The 23061-nt window shown below is 70.7% G+C and carries 19 protein-coding genes and 1 tRNA gene; 9 read left to right on the top strand and 11 right to left on the bottom strand.

The window, feature by feature from the left end; genetic code table 11:
- Positions 1 to 43 precede the first annotated feature (43 nt).
- From G5B46_RS23775 to G5B46_RS23730, 10 genes are all read right to left on the bottom strand, one after another.
- The gene (locus G5B46_RS23775; RefSeq protein ID WP_165263110.1) at positions 44 to 1402 is read right to left on the bottom strand and encodes a DUF1501 domain-containing protein; all 1359 of its coding nucleotides are present in this window, start codon (positions 1400 to 1402) and stop codon (positions 44 to 46) included.
- A 3-nt stretch (positions 1403 to 1405) separates the two neighbouring features.
- Entirely contained in the window at positions 1406 to 3115 is a 1710-nt protein-coding gene (locus G5B46_RS23770) for a DUF1800 domain-containing protein (protein WP_165263108.1), read from the bottom strand.
- A gap of 79 nt (positions 3116 to 3194) precedes the next feature.
- Positions 3195 to 4175, bottom strand: a complete 981-nt coding sequence (gene virB11, locus G5B46_RS23765) for a P-type DNA transfer ATPase VirB11 (protein ID WP_346764974.1) — start codon at positions 4173 to 4175, stop codon at positions 3195 to 3197.
- Complete coding sequence (locus tag G5B46_RS23760) at positions 4172 to 5293, bottom strand: TrbI/VirB10 family protein (RefSeq protein ID WP_165263106.1); 1122 nt, start codon at positions 5291 to 5293, stop codon at positions 4172 to 4174. Before G5B46_RS23760 ends, virB11 begins: the two co-directional genes overlap by 4 nt.
- The gene (locus G5B46_RS23755) at positions 5290 to 6024 is read right to left on the bottom strand and encodes a TrbG/VirB9 family P-type conjugative transfer protein (protein ID WP_165263104.1); all 735 of its coding nucleotides are present in this window, start codon (positions 6022 to 6024) and stop codon (positions 5290 to 5292) included. Before G5B46_RS23755 ends, G5B46_RS23760 begins: the two co-directional genes overlap by 4 nt.
- Before the next feature lie 29 nt (positions 6025 to 6053).
- Positions 6054 to 7265 (bottom strand): type IV secretion system protein, encoded by a 1212-nt coding sequence (locus G5B46_RS23750; protein WP_165263102.1) that lies wholly within the window; start codon positions 7263 to 7265, stop codon positions 6054 to 6056.
- Positions 7262 to 9637: a VirB4 family type IV secretion/conjugal transfer ATPase gene (locus G5B46_RS23745; RefSeq protein ID WP_165263100.1), complete on the bottom strand. Its 2376-nt coding sequence runs from the start codon at positions 9635 to 9637 to the stop codon at positions 7262 to 7264. The genes G5B46_RS23750 and G5B46_RS23745 overlap by 4 nt, the downstream gene beginning before the upstream one ends.
- Complete coding sequence (locus tag G5B46_RS23740; RefSeq protein ID WP_058350403.1) at positions 9616 to 9903, bottom strand: type IV secretion system protein VirB3; 288 nt, start codon at positions 9901 to 9903, stop codon at positions 9616 to 9618. The genes G5B46_RS23745 and G5B46_RS23740 overlap by 22 nt, the downstream gene beginning before the upstream one ends.
- Positions 9904 to 9909: 6 nt before the next feature.
- Positions 9910 to 10242, bottom strand: a complete 333-nt coding sequence (locus G5B46_RS23735; RefSeq protein ID WP_165263099.1) for a TrbC/VirB2 family protein — start codon at positions 10240 to 10242, stop codon at positions 9910 to 9912.
- Entirely contained in the window at positions 10242 to 10871 is a 630-nt protein-coding gene (locus G5B46_RS23730) for a lytic transglycosylase domain-containing protein (protein ID WP_165263097.1), read from the bottom strand. Before G5B46_RS23730 ends, G5B46_RS23735 begins: the two co-directional genes overlap by 1 nt.
- A gap of 244 nt (positions 10872 to 11115) precedes the next feature.
- Between G5B46_RS23730 and G5B46_RS23725 the strand changes: the two genes are divergently transcribed.
- From G5B46_RS23725 to G5B46_RS23705, 5 genes are all read left to right on the top strand, one after another.
- A complete protein-coding gene (locus G5B46_RS23725; RefSeq protein ID WP_165263095.1) occupies positions 11116 to 11655 on the top strand; it encodes a sigma-70 family RNA polymerase sigma factor in 540 nt (179 codons plus the stop codon).
- A complete protein-coding gene (locus G5B46_RS23720; protein ID WP_165263094.1) occupies positions 11655 to 12611 on the top strand; it encodes a FecR domain-containing protein in 957 nt (318 codons plus the stop codon). Before G5B46_RS23725 ends, G5B46_RS23720 begins: the two co-directional genes overlap by 1 nt.
- Before the next feature lie 274 nt (positions 12612 to 12885).
- Entirely contained in the window at positions 12886 to 15378 is a 2493-nt protein-coding gene (locus G5B46_RS23715) for a TonB-dependent receptor (protein WP_165263092.1), read from the top strand.
- Positions 15379 to 15402: 24 nt separating this feature from the next.
- Positions 15403 to 16923 carry an alkaline phosphatase D family protein gene (locus tag G5B46_RS23710; protein WP_165263090.1) on the top strand — a complete coding sequence of 507 codons (1521 nt, stop codon included), beginning with the start codon at positions 15403 to 15405 and terminating at the stop codon, positions 16921 to 16923.
- A gap of 110 nt (positions 16924 to 17033) precedes the next feature.
- Positions 17034 to 17468: a VOC family protein gene (locus G5B46_RS23705; protein WP_165263088.1), complete on the top strand. Its 435-nt coding sequence runs from the start codon at positions 17034 to 17036 to the stop codon at positions 17466 to 17468.
- An 83-nt stretch (positions 17469 to 17551) separates the two neighbouring features.
- On the opposite strand, the gene G5B46_RS23700 is transcribed toward G5B46_RS23705, so the two are convergent.
- Positions 17552 to 17626 (bottom strand) — tRNA-Thr (locus tag G5B46_RS23700).
- Between the two features lie 350 nt (positions 17627 to 17976).
- Here G5B46_RS23700 and murA point away from each other — a divergent pair.
- The 4 genes from murA to G5B46_RS23680 all read left to right on the top strand — a co-directional run bounded on the left by murA (position 17977) and on the right by G5B46_RS23680 (position 22942).
- The gene (gene murA / locus G5B46_RS23695; protein WP_165263086.1) at positions 17977 to 19266 is read left to right on the top strand and encodes a UDP-N-acetylglucosamine 1-carboxyvinyltransferase; all 1290 of its coding nucleotides are present in this window, start codon (positions 17977 to 17979) and stop codon (positions 19264 to 19266) included.
- Positions 19267 to 19269: 3 nt separating this feature from the next.
- On the top strand, positions 19270 to 19710 hold the full coding sequence (locus tag G5B46_RS23690; protein ID WP_165263084.1) for a DUF2948 family protein: 441 nt from the start codon (positions 19270 to 19272) through the stop codon (positions 19708 to 19710).
- Between the two features lie 152 nt (positions 19711 to 19862).
- Positions 19863 to 20978, top strand: a complete 1116-nt coding sequence (locus G5B46_RS23685; RefSeq protein ID WP_165263082.1) for a hypothetical protein — start codon at positions 19863 to 19865, stop codon at positions 20976 to 20978.
- 50 nt (positions 20979 to 21028) lie between these two features.
- Positions 21029 to 22942 carry a M1 family metallopeptidase gene (locus G5B46_RS23680; RefSeq protein WP_165263080.1) on the top strand — a complete coding sequence of 638 codons (1914 nt, stop codon included), beginning with the start codon at positions 21029 to 21031 and terminating at the stop codon, positions 22940 to 22942.
- The last annotated feature ends 119 nt before the right edge of the window (positions 22943 to 23061 follow it).

Genomic DNA, 23061 nt, shown 5'->3' with positions numbered 1-23061 from the left:
TCGGGGGAGGGGGCCCGGAGGGCCGGAGGGGGTCTTTCCCTTCCTACCCGAACAACGGCACCGGCCCGCGTCCGCCGCCGTTCCAGGTCGCCCAGTTGGGGAACACGTACGGCATGTCGGCGGGCGAGACGCCGTACCATTGGGCGATGGCGCCGACATACTCCTCGACGGCGATGCTGGGGATCCAGCGGCCGTCGTTGTAGGCGTCCTCGGCCCCGCCGTAGGTGGTGTCGGGATAGCGGCCGTGGACCTTGCGCGAGGCCAGGGCCGCGCCCAGCACCAGGTGGTTGGAGCCCCAGGCGTGGTCGGTGCCGGCGTTGGCGTTGGGTTTGTAGACCCGGCCGAAGTCCGACATCGTGAAGGCGGTGACGTTGTTGGCCAGGCCCAGCGCCTTCATGGCGTTGTAGAAGGCGGCCAGGGCCATGGCGAGGTCGGCGTACAGGCTGTTGTGCGACGCGGCCTGGCCGTTGTGGGTGTCGTAGCCGCCCTGGCTGACGAAGAAGGTCTGCTTGGCGTGGCCCAGGGTGTTGCGGGCCTCGATCATCCGCGCCGCCCGCAGCAGTTGGCGCGAGATCTCGCTGGTCAGGGTCGCCCCGGTGGTCGGGTTCTTGAAGTACTGGTCCACCGTCGAGGTCGTGGCGCTGACGATGGTGTTGGCCGTCGCCGCCTGGGCGTAGGCCGACGACATGCCACGGCCGGTGAAGTCGGTCACCGCCCCGAAGGCCGAGGCGTCCGAGAACGCGTTCAGCGCCTGCTGGCGGGCGATCACCGCCGCGTCGGTGCTGGCGGCGTTGTAGCCGTTGCGCGAGATGCCGCCGCTGGACGGCAGGATCAGCGGCGACTTGCGGCTGCCCAGCAGGGCCAGCTGCGAGCCGGCGATCGAAACAAGCGGCGGGATCTCGGCCGCCTCGGCGCGATCGAGGATGCGGCCCATGAACCCGTCGAGGTTCTTTTCGCGCATGCGCATGCCCTGCCACTCGTTCTGCTGGTCCTCGTGGGACATCAGGTTCAGCGGGCGCAGGTCCGGGCGGCTCTGGTAGATGGTCTTGGTCAGCGGCTGGAACAGCGTGCCGGTGTTGAGCACGACGCTGAGCGCGCCCTCGTCCCAGGCGCTCTTCAGCGAGGCCATGGCCGGGTGCAGGCCAAAGGCCGTGCCGGTCAGCGGCATGAGGGCGTCCTGCTTGACGGCGATGGCCGCACGCTTGGCGGCGTAGTCGGCGTAACGCTCGTCGTTGGGGATCACCATGTTCCAGGCGTCGTTGCCGCCGAACAGGAAGACCCCGACCATCGCGCGATAGCTGGAGGTGTCGGCGACGGCGGCCGAAACCCCGATCTGGGCGAGGGCGGCGGTGGCGGAGGCGCCGGCGAGCAGCCGGCCGAAATCACGGCGGGAAAGGGTCATGGCTCAGCGGTCGACTTGGAAGTGAGGGGAGGTGGCGACGACGTAGAGGGCGACCTGCGCCCGCTTGCGCGCCTGGACGGCGGGGTCGGTGTTCTTGACGGCGGCCATGGCGCTGGACAGCGCGCTGCGCTGGGCCGAGGTCATGGTCCCGTTGAGGAAAACCAGATCGATGCGTTCGAGCATCCTGGCCTCGTCGGCGGCCAGCGCCTCCCATTGCGGCCAGGGCAGTTCGACGGCGGTCGAGCCCGGGATGGTCGTCTGGGCCTTGAACTCGGTGCGGGTGGCCTCGCCGGCCATGGTCCAGTCCCAGGCCAGGTTGTGGCGGGCGACCATGGTCGAGGTGGTCATCAGCTTGCTGGCCGGGCTCATCTCGCCCGAGCCCAGCGGCAGCGGGAAGTCGTAGGGGTAGAAGTTGAACACCGACGGGGCGCGGAAGGGCATCTGCCCCAGGCCCGCGTCGCGATAGTAGAAGGCGTAGCCGTCCGACTTCAGGCCCATGCCGCGGGCCAGGCCGGTCAAGAACAGCACCGGCTCCTTGACCTTGCCGGGCGTGGCGGCCGAGCCGCGCGCCTCGGCATCGGTGAGGATCGCCTTGATCACCGCCTTCATGTCGCCCCGCACGCCCGCGCCGTTGTCGGCGAAGACGGCCGCGACCCGGCCCACATAGGCCGGCGAAGGGTTGGCGAGGGTCAGCTGCTGGATCAGCCGCTTGGAGATGAAGGGGGCGGTGTTGGGGTGGTTGAAGACGGTGTCGACCACCGTGTCGAGGTTCTGCTGCTGGGTCGCGCCGGCCGGGACCGTCACGTTCAGGAACGTCTTGGCCCCGGTGTCGAACCGCGCGGCGTTGACGATCATCGGCTTGGAGTAGTCGATCTTGGCGTAGTCGGTGATCGGCGCGCCATCCAGGCGAGCGTAGGTCCAGCCGGTCAGCGCGCGGGCCACTTCCTTGACCTCGGCGTTGGAGTAGGTGGCGATCACCGCACCGTCGGCGCCGGTCTTGGGCGTGCCGTCCATGTTCAGCATCACGGTGCCGATCGAGAACAGCTGCATCAGCTCGCGCGCGTAGTTCTCGTTGGGGGCCGACTTGTTGCTGTCGACCATGTCGAGGAAGTTGCCCATGAACGGGTTCAGGGTCACCTCGCGCAGGATGTCCTTGTAGTTGCCGAAGGCGTTGCCCAGCAGGATCTGGTTGAAGGTCGCCAGGCCGGCGGTGGTGTGCACCTCCAGGTCGGAAGCGACCACGATCTGCGACAGGGCGAAGGCCGTGCGCTGGCGCAGCTGGTCGTCCTTGCCCATGGCGTTGGAATAGAACCGCATGGCCATCGGCAGGGCGCCGAAGTTGTCGCGGTTGCAGTTGTTCAGGTCCGTGCCGGTCAGGTTCTGCGCCGTGCAGAAGTTGGTCGCCACCGGCTTGGCGGCGATGTCGGCGTAGGTGCTGGCGTTCAGGGCGAACTGCTGGTCGATCCACGCCCCGGCGTTCTTGGCCGCGACGATCTGGTCGATCAGTTCGGGGGTCGGGCCGAAGCTCGCCTGCTTGGCCAGGCGCGAGGCCTCGGCCGCCGAGATCACCACCGGCGGCGGGGTGGTGGGCGTCGTGCCGCCGCCGCCCTGGGGCGTCGACGATCCGCCGCCGCCGCTTCCACCGCCTCCGCAGGCGGAGAGAAGAAGGGCCAGGCCGATCCCGGACCCCGAAGCTAGAAGTTTGATACGCATGGCGCAGAAGTCCCCGATCACGCCCGCGGAACGGGCGCGCTGAACGCGAAAACAAAGGAAGGGCGGGCGAAGGGCGTCTCTATCTGTCGATGAAGACGATCTCCCTGACGGCGCGGACGCCGTCCTGACGGTGAAGCTGGACGAAGACGTCGACGACGCGCTCGACATGGTCGACCACGTCCTGGCGTCTAAGATTGGCCCCGGCCTGCAGGGCCATCAGGGCCAGTTGCTCGACGGCGCCGCGCGGATCGTCGGCGTGCACCGTGGTCATCGAGCCCGGGTGGCCGCTGGAGACGGCGCGCAGGAAGCTGAAGGCCTCGGCCCCGCGCAGCTCGCCCAGGATGATCCGGTCGGGCCGCAGGCGAAGGCTGGCCTGCAGCAGGTCCTCGGTTCCGACCCGGGCCTCGCCCTGCTGCCCGCGCGCGGCCACCAGGCCGACGGCGTTGGGGTGGGCGAGGCGGATCTCGGGCGCGTCCTCGATCAGCACCAGACGCTGGTCGAGCGGAACTTCCTTCAGCAGGGCGTTCAGGAAGGTGGTCTTGCCGGTCGAGGTGCCGCCGCTGACGACGATGTTCTTGCCCGCCCGCACGGCGCTCGACAGGAAGCCGTGCACGTCGCCCGCGTCCAGCAGGGCGCGCAGCGCCGCGTCCGGACGGGACGGTGGCGCGGTCGCGTGGTCGAAGGCCCCGGCGGCCGCGTAGTCGTCGAGCGACAGGTCAGAGACCACGTGCTTGCGGATCGCCATCACGATCCCGCCGCGCGTGGCCGGCGGGGCGACCACCTGCACGCGGGCGCCGTCCGGCAGCACGGCCGACAGCAGGGGATGCTCGCGGCTGACGCCCTGGTGGGCGAGCGCGGCGACCTGGCGGGCCAGGCGCCACAGGTTGGTCTCGTCGAGTTCGGGAACCGCGACGGCGGCGACGGCGCCGCCCAGCCGCTCGACCCACAGCTCTCCTGGCCGGTTGACGTAGAGGTCGGTCACCGCCGGATCGGCCAGCCACGGCGCCAGCGGCGCCAGATAGGCCTCCAGATAGACCCCCATGGGAGCGTGATGGGTCACTTGCGGCCCCGCACGCCGGAGAAGTCGAGGTCGCGGGCGACGAAGATGGTCACCGGCGCGCCCTGCGGCGTGGTGATGGTCGGCGAGGTGTTGCCGGCCTTGGCGACGTTGGCGAGGTTGGCCGCCTCCGACATCGAGCCGATGTAGATCTGCGAGTTGGCGCGGGTGTTGCCGACCGCCGCGACGCCGGCGTTCAGCACCGAGGTCAGGATCGATCCGCCGAAGCGGGTGAAGAAGTGGCGGTCGACCTTGCCTTCCAGTCCGCCCCGGCCCAGCGGGTCGGCGGCCGGCGAGCCGATCTGCACCGACACGCCGTCGGGCCGGATCACCCGGGTCCAGATCACGAAGACGCGGCTGGCGCCCAGCGCCAGGCCCGACTTGTACTGGCCGATGACGCGGCTGCCGCGCGGGATCAGCACGGTCGAGCCGTCGAAGCTCTTGACGTCGCGGGTGACCATGGCGCGGGCCAGGCCCGGCAGGTCGGAATTGATCGCCGTCTCCATCACCGCCGGGATCACCGCGCCCTGGGGAATGACGGCGTCGAGGTCCTGCATGGCCGTGGCCTTGGCGGGGGTCGCCTCGTCCAGGCCGACGCGGTCGGCGAACCGCTCGTCGGAACTGAGCGCGGCGGCGCGGCCGGTCTCGCCAGCGGCCGGCGTCGGTGTTCCCGGGGCGGCGGGGCGGGCGCCCCGGTCGCTGAGATCCACCACCAGCGTCGGCGCGCGCCGGCGGCCGGCCTCGTCGACGGGGGCTGCGACCAGCACGGGTTGCGGCGGGGCGGATGCGGCCGGCGGCATGGGCGCGGGGGGCGGCGCGCTGTTGTCGACCGTGAACTGCGGGGCGGGCACGGCGTAGAGCGGGCCCTGCACCTGGGCGACCTTGGCGATGGGCGCGGGCTGGGCGGCGGCGGGCGGGGCCACCGGCTCGCGCTGGCGGGCGTCGGCCCGGTGGCTGGACAGCCAGGCGAAGACGGCCACGCCGAACACGCCGAAACCGGCCATGACGGCGAGGTTGGAGACCCCGCCGCCCTTGCCGACGACGGGGCGGGCCTGGGCGTCGGCCGCGGCCAGGTCGTCTTGGACCTGCGAGGTCAGGCGCGGATCGATGTCGTGGGTCATCGGGCCTTCCCCTGGGCCTGCCAGGCGCCGTTGACGACGGTGGCGCTGGCCTTGTCGCTGCGCAGCACGAAGCGCGGGGCCAGCTGGTCGACGACCAGGTAGCCGTCCTTGACCACGGCGTTGGCCAGGCCTTCGACGCCGTCGGCGCCGATGACGAAGATGGCCGGCAGGTCGGCCTGCTGGGGCCAGGCGAAATAGGTGGCGCGGCCGTCGTCGAACACCCGCGTCGGGGCAAGGGCGCCCGCGCCCTTGATCGTGTAGGCGGCGTTGAGCGGCGCCTGGGCCGTCGCGGCCCTGGCCGGCGGTGCGGCGACCTCGACCGGAACCGACGGATAGCGGAAGCGCACCACATAGGCCGCCTCGGCCGCGCTCGCCGGCGCGATCACCAGTTCGAAGACGTAGCGGCGGCGGTCGGTGACAACGGTCATGTTGGTGGCCGGGGCGCGGTCGACCGGCTTGAGGAACAGCAGGGTGGCGCGCTTGTTGGGCGTGACCTGCCAGCCCAGGGCGTCGCCGATCGAGACGTTCTCGATCCGCTCGTCGGGGGCGAACTCCAGCATGGTCTGGAAGCCCAGCACGCCGACCAGCCGGTGAACCTGGTCGGGGTCGTAGGGCAGGGTGCGGATGCGGGGGTCGGCCGGCTTGGACGCCGCCGCCGGGGCGGCGGTCTGGGCCAGGGCCGGGGCGGCCAGGCCGCAGGCGAGCGACAGGGCCAGAAGCGAGCGCTTCACGGGCGAAACTCCGGAACGGGTAAGCGGGGTCACTGGTCTCTCCGGGCTCCGGAGGCGGTGCGGCGGGGCGAGGCCGGGCGGCGATAGCTGGCGCCCAGCGGGATGGCGGCGGCAGGTGCGGTGGTCGGGCCGGTCGCGGGCGCGGCGGCCGAGCGGTCGGACACCACCACCAGGCGGCGCGGGCCGGCGGGCGAGGACGCGGCGGCGGCGCTGGCGGACTGTTCTTCCCGCCGGGCCAGGCTGACGGCGGCGGCGGCCAGGTGGGCGGCGCGCGAGGGCGGCTCCAGCGGCATGGCGTAGGAGCCGCCGCTCGTGATCGACGGCGCGGCGGAGGCCTCGCCGGCTGGCCGTTCGCGCGGCAGGCGCAGGCCGGCCACGATCACGCACACCGCGATGGTCGCGGCGACCAGCACGACCGCGAAGACCAGGCTCAGCACCAGCACCGTGACGGCCGGACCCATGTCGAGCTCGGCGAACTGCTGGGCGTCCTTCATGGCCGCCAGGGCTTTCAGGGACGGAGCCATCATCGCCAGTTCCAGCGACAGGGCCAGGGTGGCGATCATCGGCAGGATCGAGAGGGCGATCATCGCCTTCAGCCAGCCCTCGACGAGACCGCGGGTGGTCTCGAACAGCAGCAGGCCGGCGACGATGGGGGCCAGCGCCAGCAGCACCGACAGCACCACCTTGCAGGCCAGGACGACGCCCAGGCTGGTCAGCAGCATCACCAGGCCGCCGACATTGGCGGCGAAGGCCGCGAAGCCCGGGCCGCCCTGCAGCGCCGCGTCGCGGGCGCCGGCCCTGGTCGCGAAGTGCTGGGCCGCCTCCTGCAGCGCGTCGAAGGCGAACTGCAGGCGGGCGTAGGGATCAAGCTTGCCGGCGGCGCCTCCGTCCAGCTGGGCCAGCAGCAGGCTTCCGATCTCGGCCGGGGCCTTGAACAGCAGGTCGTAGACCAGGGTCTCCAGCAGCGCCCAGTTGGTGGCCAGCGCCACGACCAGGGCCAGCTTAACGGCCGCGATGGTGGCGTCGCCGATGCGCAAGGCTCCACGGCCCAGCACCAGCCGGTAGCCCATGAAGGCCACGTACAGGGTCATCAGCACGGTCAGCAGGGTCGAGACCGGCGAGCCGGGCGCCGAAAGGGCCGCATAGCCGGCCTGGGCCAGGCCATGCACCTGGCAGTCGACCGAACCGATCAGGCCCTGGACCAGGGGAGCGTCGGCGGCGGGGCAGGAGACCGGGGTCATGCGGCCTCCTTCAGCAGCTTGGCCATCCACGCCTCGGGCGCGTCGCCCAGCCGTTCGCGCAGGGCGTCGAGGCGGCGCACGGTGCTCTCGCGACCCGACAGCACCGTCAGCAGTTCGGGCGAGCCGGACAGGTTCAGGCGGGCCACGACGCTGTCGGTTCCGTGCTTGATCAGGAAGCAGCGGGCGGTGTCGGGCAGGCTGCGGACCAGCTCGAACTCGTGCTCGGTCAGGCCGAAGCCCTGGCAGTAGTCTTTCGCCTGGGCCTTGGGGTTGGCCATGAAGATCTGGGTGGCGGCCTGCTCGACGATGGCGCTGGCGATGCGGCTTTCCAGGGCGTCCTGGGCCGACTGGGTGGCGAATCCCACCAGGCCGTTGCGCTTGCGCAGGGTCTTTTCCCAGTCCTTGATCCGGGCGACGAAGACGTCGTCGTCCAGCGCCTTCCAGCCCTCGTCGACGACGATCAGGGTGGGATGGCCGTCCAGACGCTGCTCCACGCGGTGGAACAGGTACATCATGGCCGGGGTGCGCAGGGCCGGATCGTCCAGCAGCTGGGTCATGTCGAAGCCCAGGGTGGCGGCCGAAAGGTCCAGGCCGTCCTGGGCGTTGTCGAACAGCCAGGCGTGCTCGCCCGCGCCGTGCCAGGGCGCCAGCCGGGCCGAGATGTCGGCGGCGTCCGGACGCCGCGCGCCCTTGAACAGTTCGGCGAAGAACCGCAGGCGGCGCAGGCGCGGCGCCTGGTCGTAGTTGGCGTCGACGGCGTCCTTGATGCGGGCCAGGTCGTCGGGCGTCAGGCTTTCGCCGGGCTGGCAGACCAGCCGCGCGACCCAGTCGGCGACGAAGCGGCGGTTGGCCGGGGTGTCTTCCAGCGCCAGCGGGTTGAAGCCCGTGGCCTGGCCGGGGCGCAGCACCTCATAGCGGCCGCCGATGGCGCGCAGGAAGATCTCGGCCCCGCGGTCCTTGTCGAAGAAGACCGTGCGCGGCTGGTACTTCTGGGCCTGGGCCAGCAGGAAGTTCAGCACCACGGTCTTGCCCGAGCCCGACGGCCCGATGATCGTGAAGTTGCCGAGATCGCCCTTGTGGAAGTTGAAGTGGTAAGGGCCGGCCGAGGTGGTCTCCAGCAGCGTCACCGCCGGGCCCCAGTGGTTGCCCAGGGCCTTGCCGACCGGGAAGTTGTGGCCGCTGGCGAAGCCCGCGAAATTGGCGGTCGAGATCAGCGCCCGGCGCGCGACGTCCTTGAAGGCGCCCGGAAACTGCGCCCAGAAGGCGGGCTCCAGGTTGACGTCCTCGCGCACGGCGATGGCGCCCATCTCGGTGAAGGCGCTCATCACCTCGGCGGTCGACAGGTCCAGAGCGTCCAGGCTGCGCCCGCGCACCAGCACCGACAGGTGGTGTTCGCCGAAGGCCGCGCGGCCGCTGACCACGTCGTCCTTGGCGCGGATCAGGTCGGCCTTGACGCTGAGGGCGTCGTCGTCGGCCGCGCGCATGCGGCGCAAGGCCAGGTTCATGCGGTCCAGCGTCGGCTGGCGGTCGACGAAGCCGAAGCTCTGGGTGACCACCATCTCGCACGGCAGGCGCAGCAGGTCGTCCAGCATCCCCGGCGTGGTCTGGGCGGGGTAGTCCTTGACCGAGACGATGGCGCCGAAGTCGCGCGAAAGGGCGCCGGCGCGCGACAGTTCCAGCGTCTCGTGGCCGAAGCTGACCCGGCGATAGGGCAGGTATTCGCCGACGTCGCCCTGCGGCGCCAGCACCGGGCGCATCTCGCCGTTATAGAGGCAGGACAGGAATTCCAGCGGCTCCGAGCACTTGCCCTGAGCGCCTTCGTATTGGGAAAGCACCCGCGCGCCGTAGGGCGCCAGGGCCGAGACCAGGCCGTCGCGGGCGGCGTCCAGTTCGCGGCGGTCCAAGGCCTTCTGGCCGTCGGTCTGGGCCGGGCCCCTGGCCAGGCGCAGGGCCTTGTCGATCAGCCCGCCCTGGCCCTGCAGGGGGCGGCGGACGATCGTCAGGAAGAGGTCGTTGACGTAGAGCCTGCGGCCGGCGAGGCGCGCGCTCCACTCGGCGTCGAGCCGGGCGCTGAAGTCGTCGGCGAACTCGCCCTCGGCGCCGACCCGCGCCTCGCGGCGGATGATGTGGTGGTAGATGGCGAAGCGCGAGCTGGCGAGGCCGCGCAGCATCACGTCGCGCACGGCCTTGCGATAGTTCAGGGTCTCGCTGTCGGCCGTCTCGAACGGCAGGCCGGCCAGGTGGATCACCTGCATCAAGAGGCCGTCGCGCGTCTCGATCGTGCGCTCGTCCAGCAGCCGGGCGTAGGGCAGGCGCTTGCCGGCGCGGGCTTCCCGGCTCGCCTTGGGCTTCACGGTTGGTAGCTGTTGCATCGCCAGGCCCGGAAATTGGGTACGCGGGGGCAGCGGCTGACCTTGGTCAGCCACAGGTCGAAGATGCGGGGCTCGCGCAGGCAGGCCGCGTAGCCGATCGCGTGGATCACCAGGGCGGCGAGCAGGGCCCAGAACGACTTGGTGATCAGGAAGAGCTCGGTCGTGACCACGCCGTTGACGACGAAGTAGCTGTAGGTCACGCCGGCGAACATCTGGGGCCGGGTCAGGGCCCCGAACACCACGTCGCGATCGAGGGGAGCGGCCATCGGCTGTTACGCGCCCGCCGCCGTGCGGATGCCGCTGACGATGGTCGTCGCGCCGAACAGGATGAAGCAGCCCAGGATGACGGTCGCGCCGTAGCGCCAGTTCATGCGGCCGGTCAGCATCATGAAGCCGACGGCGGCCACCGCCATCACCGCAACGGCGGTGGCGACGTTGCCCAGCAGCGTGCCCTGCAGCCACATCACGCCCGACAGCACCGCCGACGAGCCCTGCGGGTCGGCCTGAACGGCCTGGGCGTGGGCCTGGCCGGCGGCGGCCAGGAGGGCGCTGGCCAGGGCGGCGGCGCGGACGCTTACGAACTTGGTCTTCAGGATTTGGCGCATCAGTTGGAGGCTCCGAGGGCGGGAACGGCGAAGGCGGCGCCCGACACGGCCATGCGGCCGAGGATCGAGGTCACGTAGGCTTGGGTTTCGGCGTAGGGCGGCACGCCGCCGTGCTTGAGGACGGCGCCGGGACCGGCGTTGTAGGCGGCCAGGGCCAGCTTCACGTCGCCGCCGAAGCGGGTGAGCATCTGGCGCAGGTACATCGCCCCGCCGCGCACGTTCTGGGCCATGTCGGAAGGATCCACGCCCAGGTCGCGGGCCGTGGCGGGCATCAGCTGCATGACGCCCAGGGCGCCCTTGCGCGAGCGGGCGGTGGGCTTGAAGCGGCTTTCACGCCAGGCGACGGCTTCGACCAGCTTGGGATCCAGCGCATAGGCGGCGGCCGCGGCGGCGATCTCGCGGCGGACCTCCTCGTGGCCGGCCTCCACGACCGGCGGCAGCGGCGGCGCGATCGCCTCGACGGCCTCGTCGGTATAGACGGCCGGGCCCTCGAAGCGCGTGACCTCGCCTTCGTCGCCGATCTCGAGAACCTGAGCGGCGGCCAGGCCGGGCGCGGCGAGGGCGGCGAGCAGGCAGCAGGTCGCTATGGCCGCCAAGCCCATGGCCTGGCGTGCGAAGTCGAACGTCATCGACGCTCCCCCGATCAGCTGTGGTTAAACGATATGCTTAATCGATGTGTATAGGGCGCGTCTGAATCGCGTAATGCGTCAGGACAGCGCATCGGTAACCAGTTATCTGTGTCGAGAAGTCTACGTTCTTCGTCTCGCAAGCTTAAGCTTGGCGAAGTATTGAGTGGATATACTTAAGCTGCCTGCTCGATCGCCGTCGTCGAGCTGTCACGCGTTTGTCGTCCGCCGATGGCATGGCCGGGCCATGTCCCTCTCGGTTTCCAGCCTGCGTCTCGAGCCGCCCGGCGAAGAGCGCTTCGAGGCGCTGACCCGGCGGCTGCGCGCCCCGCTGCTCAGCTACTTCACCCGTCGCACGGGATCGCGCGTCGAAGGCGAGGAACTGGTCCAGGACCTGTTCGTGCGGCTGCTGCGGCGGAGGGGGCTGATGACGCTGGAGAACGTCGACGGCTATGTCTTCGAGGCCGCCGCCAACCTGCTGCGCGACAAGGCCCGCCGCGATCGCGCCCGGCTGGAGGGCGGTCCGGTCGACCTGGAGCGCATGGATCCGGCCGACGACCTGCCCGGCGCCGAACAGGTGGTGGGCGGGCGCCAGAACCTGGCCCGCATCCGCGCGGCCCTGAAGTCGCTGCCGCCGCGCGCCCGCACGATCGTCATCCTGCGCCGCTTCGAGGACATGAGCCACGCCCAGATCGCCGCGCGCCTGCGCATCTCGGTCAGCGCCGTAGAGAAGCACCTGGCCCGCTCGATGGCCGTGCTGCGCGACGCCCTGCGGGAGGACGCCTGATGGTCCGTCCCCGCAAGCCCGGCGAGGCGGCCGCCGACTGGTTCGCCAAGGCCGAGGACGACCGCATGCCGCTGGACGAACGGCGGGCGTTCGACGCCTGGATGGCCGACGCCGACAACGCCCGCGCGTATCGCGACGTGGAAGACGCCTGGGACGTCCTGGGCGAGGCCGGCGGCGACCGCGAACTGCTGCGCATGCGCTCGGCGGCGCTGCGGGCGGCGTCCGGGCCCAGTCGGCGGGCGGTGTTCGGCATGGCCGGCGCGGCGATCGCGGCGGCGGCGGGCGCCGGCGGCGTGGGTTTGATGATGGCGGGCGCGGCCCAGGCGACGATCCGCACGGGCGTCGGCGAGCGCCTGACCGCGCCGCTGCCCGACGGCTCGCGCGTGACCCTGGCGCCGCTGTCGAAGATCCGCGTGAAGTTCACCTCGGCGCTGCGTTCGGTGCGGCTCGACGAGGGGCAGGCCTATTTCGAGGCGCGCGCCGCCAGCGATCGTCCCTTCCGCGTCACGGCCGGCGATCAGGTCGCCGAGAGCGCCGGGGGGCGCTTCCAGGTGACCCTGGGCGAGGGCGGATCGCAGATCCTGCTGGAGGAGGGGGCCTTGCGCGTGGCGGCCGACGGCGCGGCCGCGCGCCGGATCGACGCCGGCCAGATGCTGTCGGGGCCGGCCTCGTCGCCGCGCGTCGCCGCGGCCGATCTGGAAGGGCTGACGGCCTGGCGCAGCGGCCGGCTGGTGTTCGACGACGAGGCGCTCAGCGAGGTCGTCGCCGCCTTCAACCGCTACTCCGCCGACCAGCTGGTGCTCGGCAGGCCCGACCTGGGCGCGATCCGTGTCTCGGGCTCGTTCCGCTATGACGGCGCGCGCGAGTTCGCCGGCGCCATGCAGGCGGCCTTCGGGCTGCGGGTGCGGCAGGTGGACCAGGCGACGTGGCGGATCGAGCCGGGGACGTCGGGCTGAGCGCATCACCCACGGATCCCGTCGTTCCCGCCCCTGTGGCGGGAACCTCTCTGTCAGCCGCAAGTGCGGTTGGGGCGGCGTGCTGAGCACGCCGCGTGCACTGCCCGTGCGCACGTAACCAGGGTTTCCCGCCACAGGGGCGGGAATGACGGGAACGGGGAGGGTCTCCAGACCGGCCATCCATGAAATTTCTGCGACGGGATGAGGGTTCGTCCGCGGGGGCGGTTCCTGGAGTCGATCGGTCAGGGGCCGGCGGCTGTTTAGGACGATATCGATGACGAGCTTCTCTTCGCGCGCCCGGATGTTCCGGCAGGGGCTGCTGGCCTGCTGCGCGCTCGCGGCCTTCGGCGCGGCTTCCCCGGTCCTGGCGCAAGGCGCGACGCCGACGGCCTACAGCCTGGCCGCCCAGCCGCTGGAACTGGCTCTGCCGGCCTTCGCCCGCCAGGCCGACGTGCAGGTGCTGTATGCGCCGGCCCTGGTGCGCGGCAAGCGCGCGGCGCCTGTCGCCGGCGCCCGCACGCCCGCCGAGGCCCTGGAGCGGATGCTGGCCGGCACCGGCCTGAAGGCCGTGGCCACGGGCGAGCGCACCTTCACCATCGCCGCCGAGGACCGGCCCGAGGTCAGCCAGCTGGAAGAGGTGGTGGTCACCGCCCAGAAGCGCTCGGCCGCCATCGAGGACGTGCCCATGGCCGTGGCGGTGGTCGACGGCGCCGACGCCTCGCGCCGCGGGATCACCAATGTCGTGGACCTGGTCGACGAGGTCGCCGGCCTGTCGGTGAACTACGCCTTCGGCGGCACCAACTACGGCCTGCTCAGCATCCGCGGCATCGGCGGGGCCGACGACTACAAGCCCAACGGCAACCCGTCGGTGGCCCTGCATGTCGACGGCGTCTACCAGACCTCGAACGCCTATCTGGGCATGCCGCTGTTCGACCTCGACCGGGTCGAGGTGCTGAAAGGTCCACAAGGCACGCTCTACGGCCGCAACACCACGGCCGGCGTGATCAACGCCATCACCCGCGGTCCCGGCAAGGAGGTCGAGGGCTCGGCCCGCCTGGAGTACGGATCCTACGACTACACCGAGTTCGAGGCCTCGGTCGGCGGCCCGGTGGGCGACAATGTCGGCGTGCGCCTGGCGGTGCTGGCCCAGAACGGCGGCGGCTTCATGGACGGCGCGGGCGCGGGCCTGCTGGCCGGCTATCGCCCGTCGGTGCGCGGCGTCGTGCAGACCCAGGTGCCGCCCCTGGCCGATCCGGGCCGTCGCGAGGGCTTTGGCGACAAGGACCTGTTCGCCGCTCGCGCCACGATCGATTTCGCCCTGGCGCCCGAGACCGACCTGACCGTCAAGTTGTTCGGCAGCCGCGATCGCGGCGACACCCGCCAGTACGACCGCATCGCCCGCAGCCGCGACGCCACCCTGGCCAACGCCGGCGAGAACGAGGACCCCTACGAGTTTTACTCCAGCGGCTACCCGACCCACGAGATCGACATCTACGGCGGCTCGGCCACGCTGGCCCATCGCGTGAAGGAGAACCTCAACTTCACCGCCGTCGGCGGCTGGCAGGGCTCCAAGCGCTCGGTGCAGGGCAATGGCGACGGCTCGCCCTATCCGGCCTCGTACTTCGACGCCGACGAGAAGCTGAGCCAGGCCTCGCTGGAACTGCGCCTGGCCGACGACACCGGCGGCAAGGTCGACTGGATCGCCGGCGCCTTCTACGTCACCGACGAGGTCAAGTTCGACACCAACTGGATCAGCTATTCGGCGCTGACCATCTACGACAACCTGCACAAGCAGAAGCGCACCAGCATGGCGCTGTTCGGCCAGGTCGACTATCGGCCGATCGACCGGCTGCAGCTGTCGGCGGGCCTGCGCTACACCCGCGACGACGCCGACTATCAGGGCAGGAACGTCGACCGCAATCCGTGGGGGATCAGCACCTTCACGACCACCTTCGCCACCACCAATCCGTTCTCGTGGGACGAGACCTTCGAGGACGACAACGTCTCGGGCCGCCTGACCGCCAAGTACGAGTTCACGCCCGACCTCAACGTCTTCGTCTCGGCCGGCACCGGCTATCGCGGCGGCGGCTTCGACGGCACCTCGATCTTCACCGTCGCCGAGACCAAGCCCTTCGCCTCCGAGACGGTCATCGCCTACGAGACCGGCCTGCGCTGGTCGACCTCGCGGGTGCGGGTGTCGCTGGACGCCTTCCGCTACCGCTTCAGCGAACTGCAGGCGACCACCCGCCTGGCCAACGACACCAACGGCCGCGCCAATGTGGGCAAGGCCCGCAGCGACGGTTTCGAGGCGGCGGTCAGCGCCCAGCTCTTCCGCAGCGAGCGCCAGGTCCTGCAACTGGACGCCAACGCCACCTGGCTGGACACCGAGATCCTGTCGTTCAGCTCAAACCGCGTGGCCGACGTGCTGCAGACGGTGGGCGACCCGCTGCCGGGCGCGCCCGACGTCTCGGCGACCCTGGCCTTGAACCACCAGCTGTTCCTGCAGGGCGGCTTTGGCCTGCGCAGCCGCCTGGGCGTCACCCATCACGGCGAGGAGAGCAACCGCCTCAACGCCCTGCCGGGCAACACCGCCAAGGCCTACACCCTGGTCAACGCCCGGGTGGAGCTGGCCACGCCGTCGCACTGGACGCTCTACGCCTACGGCAAGAACATCACCGACGAGGTCTATTTCCCCGAGCTGAACGGCGCCGCCCGCCTGGTGGGCGCGCCGGCCACCTGGGGCGTGGGCGCGCGGTTCGACTTCTGATCTGAACCTGGAGAGAGGTCCGCCATGTCCCGTCTCACCCGTCGCGGTCTCGTCGTCGCCTCGGCCGCCCTGGCCCTGGCGCGCGCCGACGCCGTGCTGGGCCTGGAGATGGAGCGCAGGGCGGGCCTTGATCCCTTCGCGCTGGGCGTCGCCAGCGGCGACCCTGCGCTGGACGGCTTCGTGCTGTGGACGCGGCTCAGCGACCACGGCGCGCCGCTGGACGCTCCGTCCGTGCCGGTGACCTACGAGGTGGCCGAGGACGAGGCCTTCGCCCGCATCGTCCGGCGGGGCAGGCGGGCGGCCGCGCCCAGCCTCGCCCACGCCGTGCACATTGAGATCACCGGCCTGCGTCCCGGCCGGCCCTACTGGTACAGGTTTCACGCGCTGGGCGCGGTCAGTCCCGTCGGGCGCACGGCCACCGCGCCGCGCCGGGCGCAGCGGGCGAGGCTGGCGGTCAGCGCCTGCCAGCACTTCGAACTGGGCTGGTTTTCCGCCTATCGCGACCTGGTCGCGGCCGAGCCCGACCTCGTCGTCCAGCTGGGCGACTACATCTACGAGAACAGCTACGCGCAGTTTGCCAAGGTCCGCGCCTTCGATGGAGCCGAGCCCTCGGACCTCGCCGGCTATCGCCGCCGCCACGCGCTCTACAAGTCCGATCCCGACCTGCGCGAGGCGCACCGGGTCGCGCCCTGGGCCGTCACCTGGGACGACCACGAGGTCGAGAACGACTATGCGGACCTGGCCAATCTGAAGGCGCTGGAGGCGCCGGTCTTCTCGCGTCGCCGGGCGGCCGCCTATCAGGCCTATTTCGAGCACATGCCGGTGAGGCCCAGCCTGTGGGCGCGGCCGGACGGCCCGCGCCTGCACCGCCGTCTGGCCTGGGGCGATCTCGTCGGCCTGCCGATCCTCGACGGCCGCCAGCACCGTTCGGTTCAGGCCTGCAACGCTCCGCGCCAGGCGGGCAATCGGCCTCGCCGCGACTGCGCCGAACTCGAAGCGCCCGGCCGCACCATGCTGGGTGCGGCCCAGGAAGCCTGGCTGGCCGGGAGCCTGAAGCGCGAGACCGCCCGCTGGACGTTGCTGGCCCAGCAGACCCCGGTCGCGCCGATCCAGACGCCCGAAGGCGTGATGTCCGACCAGTGGGACGGCTATCCCGCCGCCCGTCGCCGCTTGCTCGCAGGCCTGGCCCAGCCGGCCGTGCGCAACGCCGTGACCCTGGGCGGCGATATCCACGCCTTCCTGGTCGCCGACCTGCACGCCGTTCCCGAGCGGCCCGAGACGCCCGTGGTCGCCACCGAGCTTGTCACCACCTGCCTGGCCGCCAGCCACGCGCCGCACGCCCGTTATGGCCAGGCCATGACGCGCAATCCGCACCTGAGGTTCGCCGACATCGAGCGGTCGGGCTACCTGCTGCTGGAAGCGCGGCCGGACCGCCTGGAGGTCGACCTGCGCGCGGTTTCCGACCAGGCCGACCCAAAGGCGACGACCGCCAGTCTCGCCCGCTTCGTCGTCGAGGACGGCCGCCCGGGCGCGCTGAAGGCTTAAGGTCCGTCCGCTCGCTGTGCGAACGCTCGTCGCGGGGCGGATGACGGTCGGCTCCGGCGCGCCGACAGTGTCCGACCGCATGGCGGTTCCGTGCGGTCGGGGAGGGGGCGATGGGCGGCTTCAGTTACGGCTTTCATCACGGCGGGATCAGCGTTCCCGACCTCGACGCCGCGGTGGACTGGTACGGGCGCGTCCTGGGGTTCCGCCTGGAGCGCCGCTTTGCGATTCCCACGATCCCGGCGCAGGTGGCGATGATCGCCAACGGCGACCTGCGGATCGAACTGTTCGAGGTTCCCGGCGCCGCGCCGCTGCCGGACGCGCGCCGGATTCCGGACCGCGACGTTCACACCCACGGCTTCAAGCACGTGGCCTTCGTCACGCAGGACGTGCCCGCCCTGGTCGAGGAGCTGAAGGCCCGCGGGGCCGACATCGTTTGGCTGAAGGTCATGCCGCACGGCACGGCCTGCTTCATCCGCGACCTGGCCGGCAACCTGATCGAGTTCGTGCAGGGGCCGGTCTTGGCCAGCGAGGCGGGACGCCTGTAGCGCCTCAAGCGCTGCCTAAGCTTTTGGATCTCGCCGCATTTTTTGGAGTGTGGTGGGGACCCAGACTTCCATCTGGGTCCCCGTGGTGCCGCCGGGCAGGATTGAACTGCCGACCTCAGCCTTACCAAGGATGCGCTCTACCACTGAGCTACGGCGGCGGCGAGGAGGGGCGTATAGCCAACGATTTCCGGGATTGAAAGCCCAAATCGTGTTGACCAAGCCTCTGACGCAATTCACCTGTGGAAACATGAGTCAGTCATCGAAGCCAAACCCCAGTCAGGACAAGGAAAAAGCCGATCGCGAGGCGCGTTTGGCCCAAGCCCTGCGAACCAACCTTCGCCGTCGCAAGGCGCCCGCCAGCGCGTCGGCCAAGCCGGAATCGTCCTCGCAGGGCGACGAGTAGGGGAATCGGCGCGGCCTCTTGCATGCCCACTTGCAAGCGTTAGAACCGCGACCTCACATGTGACCCGCGCGAAGGACGGTTTTTCGCGCGTTCGAGGGATTTTCATTGGATCGCATCGCCATCACCGGCGGCGCGCAGCTGAACGGGACCATCCCCGTCAGCGGCGCCAAGAACTCGGCCATCAAGCTGATGGCCGCCAGCCTGCTCACGGACGAGCCGCTGCGCCTGACCAACATGCCGCGCCTGGCCGACACGCGATTCCTCGGCAAGCTGCTGACGCGCCTGGGCGTGTCGGTCACCGAAAGCGACGGTCCCGACGGCCAGCAGACCATCCTGCACGCGCCGGAGATCACCAGCGGTTTCGCGCCCTACGACCTGGTGCGCCAGATGCGCGCCTCGTTCAACGTGCTGGGCCCGCTGGTCGCCCGCTCGGGCCAGGCCAAGGTTTCCCTGCCGGGCGGCTGCACGATCGGCGCGCGTCCCGTGGACCTGCACCTGCAGGCCCTGGAAGCCCTGGGCGCCAAGATCGACCTGCATGAAGGCTACGTCTACGCCCAGGCTCCGCGCGGCCTGAAGGGCGCCGAGATCAGCTTCCCGATCGTGTCGGTCGGCGCCACCGAGCACGCCATGCTGGCCGCCGTGCTGGCCGACGGCGTGACGGTGATCAAGAACGCCGCCTGCGAGCCGGAACTGGTCGACCTGCAGGAATGCCTCAACGCCATGGGCGCCAAGGTCGAGGGCGCGGGCACGCCCACGGTCACCATCACCGGCGTCGCCCGCCTGAAGGGCGCGACCCACGCGGTGATCCCCGACCGCATCGAGATGGGCACCTACGCCGTCGCCGCCGCCATGGCCGGCGGTGAAGTGCGCCTGACCAACGCCCGCCCCGAACTGATCGAGAGCCTGTCGGTCAAGCTCGAGGAGGCCGGCGCCACGGTGGTCCGCACCGAGGACGGCGTCATCGTCAAGCGCAACGGCTCGCGCCTCAACGCGGTCGACATCGAGACCGCGCCGTTCCCCGGCTTCGCCACCGACCTGCAGGCCCAGTTCATGGCCCTGATGACCACGGCGAACGGCGAGAGCCACATCCGCGAGACCATCTTCGAAAACCGCTTCATGCACGCCCCCGAGCTGATGCGCCTGGGCGCCGACATCTCGGTGCACGGCGGCGAGGCCCGCGTGCGCGGCGTCGCCCAGCTGGAAGGCGCCGAGGTGATGGCGACCGATCTTCGGGCGTCCGTCAGCCTGGTGATCGCCGGCCTGGTCGCCCGCGGCGAGACCGTGGTGTCGCGCATCTATCACCTGGATCGCGGTTTCGAGCGGCTGGAAGAGAAGCTGGGCGCCTGCGGGGCCCAGGTGCGTCGCATCAAGGGCGACGGCGAGCCGGAGCTTTAAGCCATGAGCGCCGCTCCCCTTCGCCTGCTGGCCCAGGAGCCCGCCGACCTCGAGGTGGTCTCGGCCGCCCTGCAGGACGCCGTGGCCAAGATCGGCGACATTCGCTGGGACGCCGGCGCGCGGACCCTGACCCTGGCCTGCAACCGCTTCCGCTGGGAAGCGGGCAAGGGCCGGGGCAAGGGCGGCGAGCGCGTGCGCTCGGCGCTGCAGCTGGGCGACGTCACCGGCGTCCAGGCCCGCAACCTGCGCCGCGACGCCAAGCAGGCGGTCGTCGAGCTGCTGTCGATCGGCTTCGAGCCGGGGCAGGAGGCGCCGGGCGGCACGGTGCTGCTGACCTTCGCCGGCGGCGGCGACCTGAAGGTCGCGGTCGACTGCATCGAGGTGGTGCTTGCCGACATGTCCGAACCCTGGGCCACCCCGCGCAAGCCGGGCCACGAGGGGTAGTTTCCCCAACTTCCCGTCATTCCCGCCCCTGTGGCGGGAATGACGGGCGGGGCTGGTTGCCGGTTAACCAACCAAGCTTCTGATTTCCAAACATTTCAAATCGCATCGAGCCTGATACAACTCGCCGAAGTTGAATCGAGGTCGAGTGCGTGATGACCAGGATCGGGTCGCAGGGCTACGCCGCCGCCTATGCCTATGCGGGGGCGACGAACACCCAGACGGGAACCGCCGCCCAGCAGCAGGCCAAGGCCGCCGAAGCCGCCAGGACGGGGGCGTCCAGCGTCAGCGTCACCTTGTCGGCGGAAGCTCAGGCGGCGCTCGCCGCCAAGACCGACGGCCGCGACCTGGGCGCCGTCGTTTCCGACGCCCGCAAGAGCCTCGACGCCCTGCTGTCGGCCGCCAAGGCGACCAGCGCCCTGAAGGACGGCAAGGCCACGATCGACGTCTCGGGCCTGGATCGCCGGGCCCTCTACGCCATCGCCTCCAACCAGGGCGGAAGCTTTCCGATCGAGGAGCAGGTGGTCGCCAGCCTGCAGCTTCAGTCCGGGCAGAACGCGGCCCTGGCCGGTCCCGCCGCCGACGCCCGGGTCACCGGCGACTATGCCGGCCTCTACAAGGCCGCCCTGACCCGCCACGAGGGCGCCGGGACCGAGGAAAAGGCCACGCTGAAGTGGCAGAACGAAAAGGCCGCCCTGGTCGAGGGCCTGCGCCAGGCCACGGCCAAGCCGGGAACCGCCCCGACAGGGATCGCCGACGATCCGGTCGCCGCCTACGTCAAGCAGAACGGCGGCGTCGTCTCCAACCCGCGCTCGCGCGACATCGACGACGTGGTCGCCGACGTGCGGGTGGCGCTGGACCGCCAGTACAGCTTGGCGACCGGCGAGGGCATGGCGACCGGCCCGGACGCCGGCAAGATCGATTTTACCCGCTTCGACGACCGCTCGCTGTCGGCCATCGCGCTGAACAAGGGCGGCCAGTTCTCCGAGCACGAGGCCAAGGAAGCGGCCGGCGAGATCCGCAGCCGCAACCGCGAGGGCGTGTCGTCCTACTGGAAGGCGGCCCAGCAGTCGGGCGACGGCTCGGCCTTCGGCCGCACGCTCGTCTCGCAGTACGTCTCGATGAGCAGCGAGGAGCGCGAGGCGGTCGGCTGGACCCCGGCGCTGTACGAGAAGATGGTCGCGACGCAGAACCTGTCGGCGAAACTTTCGTCGATGTTCGGTCCCGACGGGTCGATCAAGACCGGCATGAGCCTGCTCGACTATCTGTAGGCGGCGGTATCTGGAATAAGGGGGCAAAGTTCCGCTTCCACGGATTGCTCATGTCCCTGATCTTGCACACCCCGCGCGCCGTCCTGATGGCCGCGCTGCTCGGCGCCGCCGCCGTTCCCGCCCTGGCCCACGCCGCGCCGACCAAGCCGATGGTCGCCCCGTTGTCGACCGCCTCGGACGCAAGCGACATCCACTCCTACGCCAAGCCGAAGATCGCCCGCGTCACCCATGTCGATCTCGACCTGACCGCCGATTTCACGGCCAAGAAGATGGTCGGCACGGCCGCCCTCGACCTCCTGCTGGCGCCGGGCGCCAAGGAGGTGGTGCTCGACACCAAGGGGCTGGTGATCAAGTCGATCACCAACGCCAAGGGCCAGCCGCTGAAGTGGACCCTGGGTCCGGCCGACCCGCACATCGGCGCGCCGCTGACCGTCGCGCTGAACGGCGCCAAGCGCATTGTCATCGCCTATGAAAGCGCCCCTGACGGCGCGGCCCTGCAATGGCTGTCGCCCTCCCAGACGGCGGGCAAGCAGAAGCCCTACCTGTTCAGCCAGGGCCAGGCGATCCTCAACCGCACCTGGATTCCCACCCAGGACAGCCCCGGCATTCGCCAGACCTGGACCGCCCGCATCGTCGCGCCCGAAGGCCTGAAGGCGGTGATGAGCGCCGAGCAGCTGACCCCCGACGGCGAGCCCGCAGCCGGCGGCGGCCGCGCCTATCGCTTCAAGATGGACAAGCCGGTCGCCCCCTACCTGATCGCCATCGCCATCGGCGACCTGGCCTTCCAGCCGCTGGGCAAGCGGACGGGGATCTACACCGAACCCTCGGCGCTCAAGGCCGCGGCCTGGGAGTTCGCCGACGTCGAAAAGATGGTCGAGGCCGCCGAGGCGCTCTACGGCCCCTATCGCTGGGGTCGCTACGACCTCTTGGTGCTGCCGCCGTCGTTCCCGTTCGGCGGCATGGAGAACCCGCGCCTGACCTTCGCCACCCCGACGGTGATCGCCGGCGACCGCTCGCTGGTCAGCCTGGTGGCGCACGAACTGGCGCACTCGTGGTCGGGCAACCTGGTGACCAACGCCACCTGGGCCGACTTCTGGCTGAACGAAGGCTTCACGGTCTATTTCGAGAACCGGATCATGGAGGCCCTCTACGGCAGGGACACGGCCGCCATGCTGGCCGACCTGGGCTGGACCGACCTCCACGAGGCCATCGAGGAGGCCGGCGGCCCGACGGGGCCCGACACTCGCCTGCACATCGACCTGACCGGCCGCGACCCCGACGACGGCATGACCGACATCCCCTATGAGAAGGGCGCGGCCTTCCTGCGCACCATCGAGAAGGAAGTCGGCCGCGAGCGCTGGGACGCCTATCTGCGCGGCTATTTCGATCGCCACGCCTTCCAGCCGCAGACCGCCGAGGGCTTCATCGCCGACCTGCGCGCCAACCTGTTCAAGGGCGACAAGGCCCTGGAGCAGAAGATCGACATCCAGCGCTGGATCTACCAGCCGGGGCTGCCGGAAAACGCCGTCCACATCCAGTCCAAGGCCTTCGAGGCCGTCGACGCCCAGGCCAAGGCCTTCGCGGCCGGCGGGCCCGCGCCGCTCGAGGCCTGGAAGGGCTGGAGCACCTCCGAGCGCGTGCGCTTCATCAGCGGTCTGCCGCGCCAGTTGCCGGCCGACCGTCTGGCGGCGGCCGACGCCGCCTTTGGCCTGTCGGCCCAGGGCAACAGCGAGATCCGCTTCGCCTGGCTGCAACTGGCTGTCGCCAACCGCTACGCGCCGGCCGTGCCGTCGCTGGAGCAGTTCCTGACCGGCCAGGGCCGCCGCAAGTTCGTCGCCCCGCTGTTCGTCTCGCTGTGGGGACAGGGCGACTGGGGCCAGCCGATCGCCAAGCGCATCTATGGCGAGGCCCGGCCGCTCTATCACGCGGTGACCCGCGAGACCGTCGACAAGACGGTGAAATAGGGGGCGCGCGAGCGCTGAAAAGAAGAAAGGGCGGGACCGCGAGGTCCCGCCCTTGTTCGTTCCGGCAAGGAAGGTGAGCGTCAGGCCTTGGCGGCCTCGCCCTCCGGCATGTCCTCCAA

This window comes from Caulobacter sp. 602-2, from assembly GCF_011043625.1.
Lineage (GTDB): Bacteria > Pseudomonadota > Alphaproteobacteria > Caulobacterales > Caulobacteraceae > Caulobacter.
The sequence above is the reverse complement of the archived record's forward strand: the minus strand, read 5'-3'. Positions and strand labels throughout refer to the sequence as shown.

What these genes read in the sequence shown, in the direction of transcription:
- G5B46_RS23775 (WP_165263110.1), bottom strand. Translation starts at nt 1,402, where the DNA reads ATGACCCTTTCCCGCCGTGATTTCGGCCGGCTGCTCGCCGGCGCCTCC.
- G5B46_RS23770 (WP_165263108.1), bottom strand. Translation starts at nt 3,115, where the DNA reads ATGCGTATCAAACTTCTAGCTTCGGGGTCCGGGATCGGCCTGGCCCTT.
- G5B46_RS23760 (WP_165263106.1), bottom strand. Translation starts at nt 5,293, where the DNA reads ATGACCCACGACATCGATCCGCGCCTGACCTCGCAGGTCCAAGACGAC.
- G5B46_RS23750 (WP_165263102.1), bottom strand. Translation starts at nt 7,265, where the DNA reads ATGACCCCGGTCTCCTGCCCCGCCGCCGACGCTCCCCTGGTCCAGGGC.
- G5B46_RS23745 (WP_165263100.1), bottom strand. Translation starts at nt 9,637, where the DNA reads ATGCAACAGCTACCAACCGTGAAGCCCAAGGCGAGCCGGGAAGCCCGC.
- G5B46_RS23740 (WP_058350403.1), bottom strand. Translation starts at nt 9,903, where the DNA reads ATGGCCGCTCCCCTCGATCGCGACGTGGTGTTCGGGGCCCTGACCCGG.
- G5B46_RS23735 (WP_165263099.1), bottom strand. Translation starts at nt 10,242, where the DNA reads ATGCGCCAAATCCTGAAGACCAAGTTCGTAAGCGTCCGCGCCGCCGCC.
- G5B46_RS23730 (WP_165263097.1), bottom strand. Translation starts at nt 10,871, where the DNA reads ATGACGTTCGACTTCGCACGCCAGGCCATGGGCTTGGCGGCCATAGCG.
- G5B46_RS23725 (WP_165263095.1), top strand. Translation starts at nt 11,116, where the DNA reads ATGTCCCTCTCGGTTTCCAGCCTGCGTCTCGAGCCGCCCGGCGAAGAG.
- G5B46_RS23720 (WP_165263094.1), top strand. Translation starts at nt 11,655, where the DNA reads ATGGTCCGTCCCCGCAAGCCCGGCGAGGCGGCCGCCGACTGGTTCGCC.
- G5B46_RS23715 (WP_165263092.1), top strand. Translation starts at nt 12,886, where the DNA reads ATGACGAGCTTCTCTTCGCGCGCCCGGATGTTCCGGCAGGGGCTGCTG.
- G5B46_RS23710 (WP_165263090.1), top strand. Translation starts at nt 15,403, where the DNA reads ATGTCCCGTCTCACCCGTCGCGGTCTCGTCGTCGCCTCGGCCGCCCTG.
- G5B46_RS23705 (WP_165263088.1), top strand. Translation starts at nt 17,034, where the DNA reads ATGGGCGGCTTCAGTTACGGCTTTCATCACGGCGGGATCAGCGTTCCC.
- G5B46_RS23690 (WP_165263084.1), top strand. Translation starts at nt 19,270, where the DNA reads ATGAGCGCCGCTCCCCTTCGCCTGCTGGCCCAGGAGCCCGCCGACCTC.
- G5B46_RS23685 (WP_165263082.1), top strand. Translation starts at nt 19,863, where the DNA reads ATGACCAGGATCGGGTCGCAGGGCTACGCCGCCGCCTATGCCTATGCG.
- G5B46_RS23680 (WP_165263080.1), top strand. Translation starts at nt 21,029, where the DNA reads ATGTCCCTGATCTTGCACACCCCGCGCGCCGTCCTGATGGCCGCGCTG.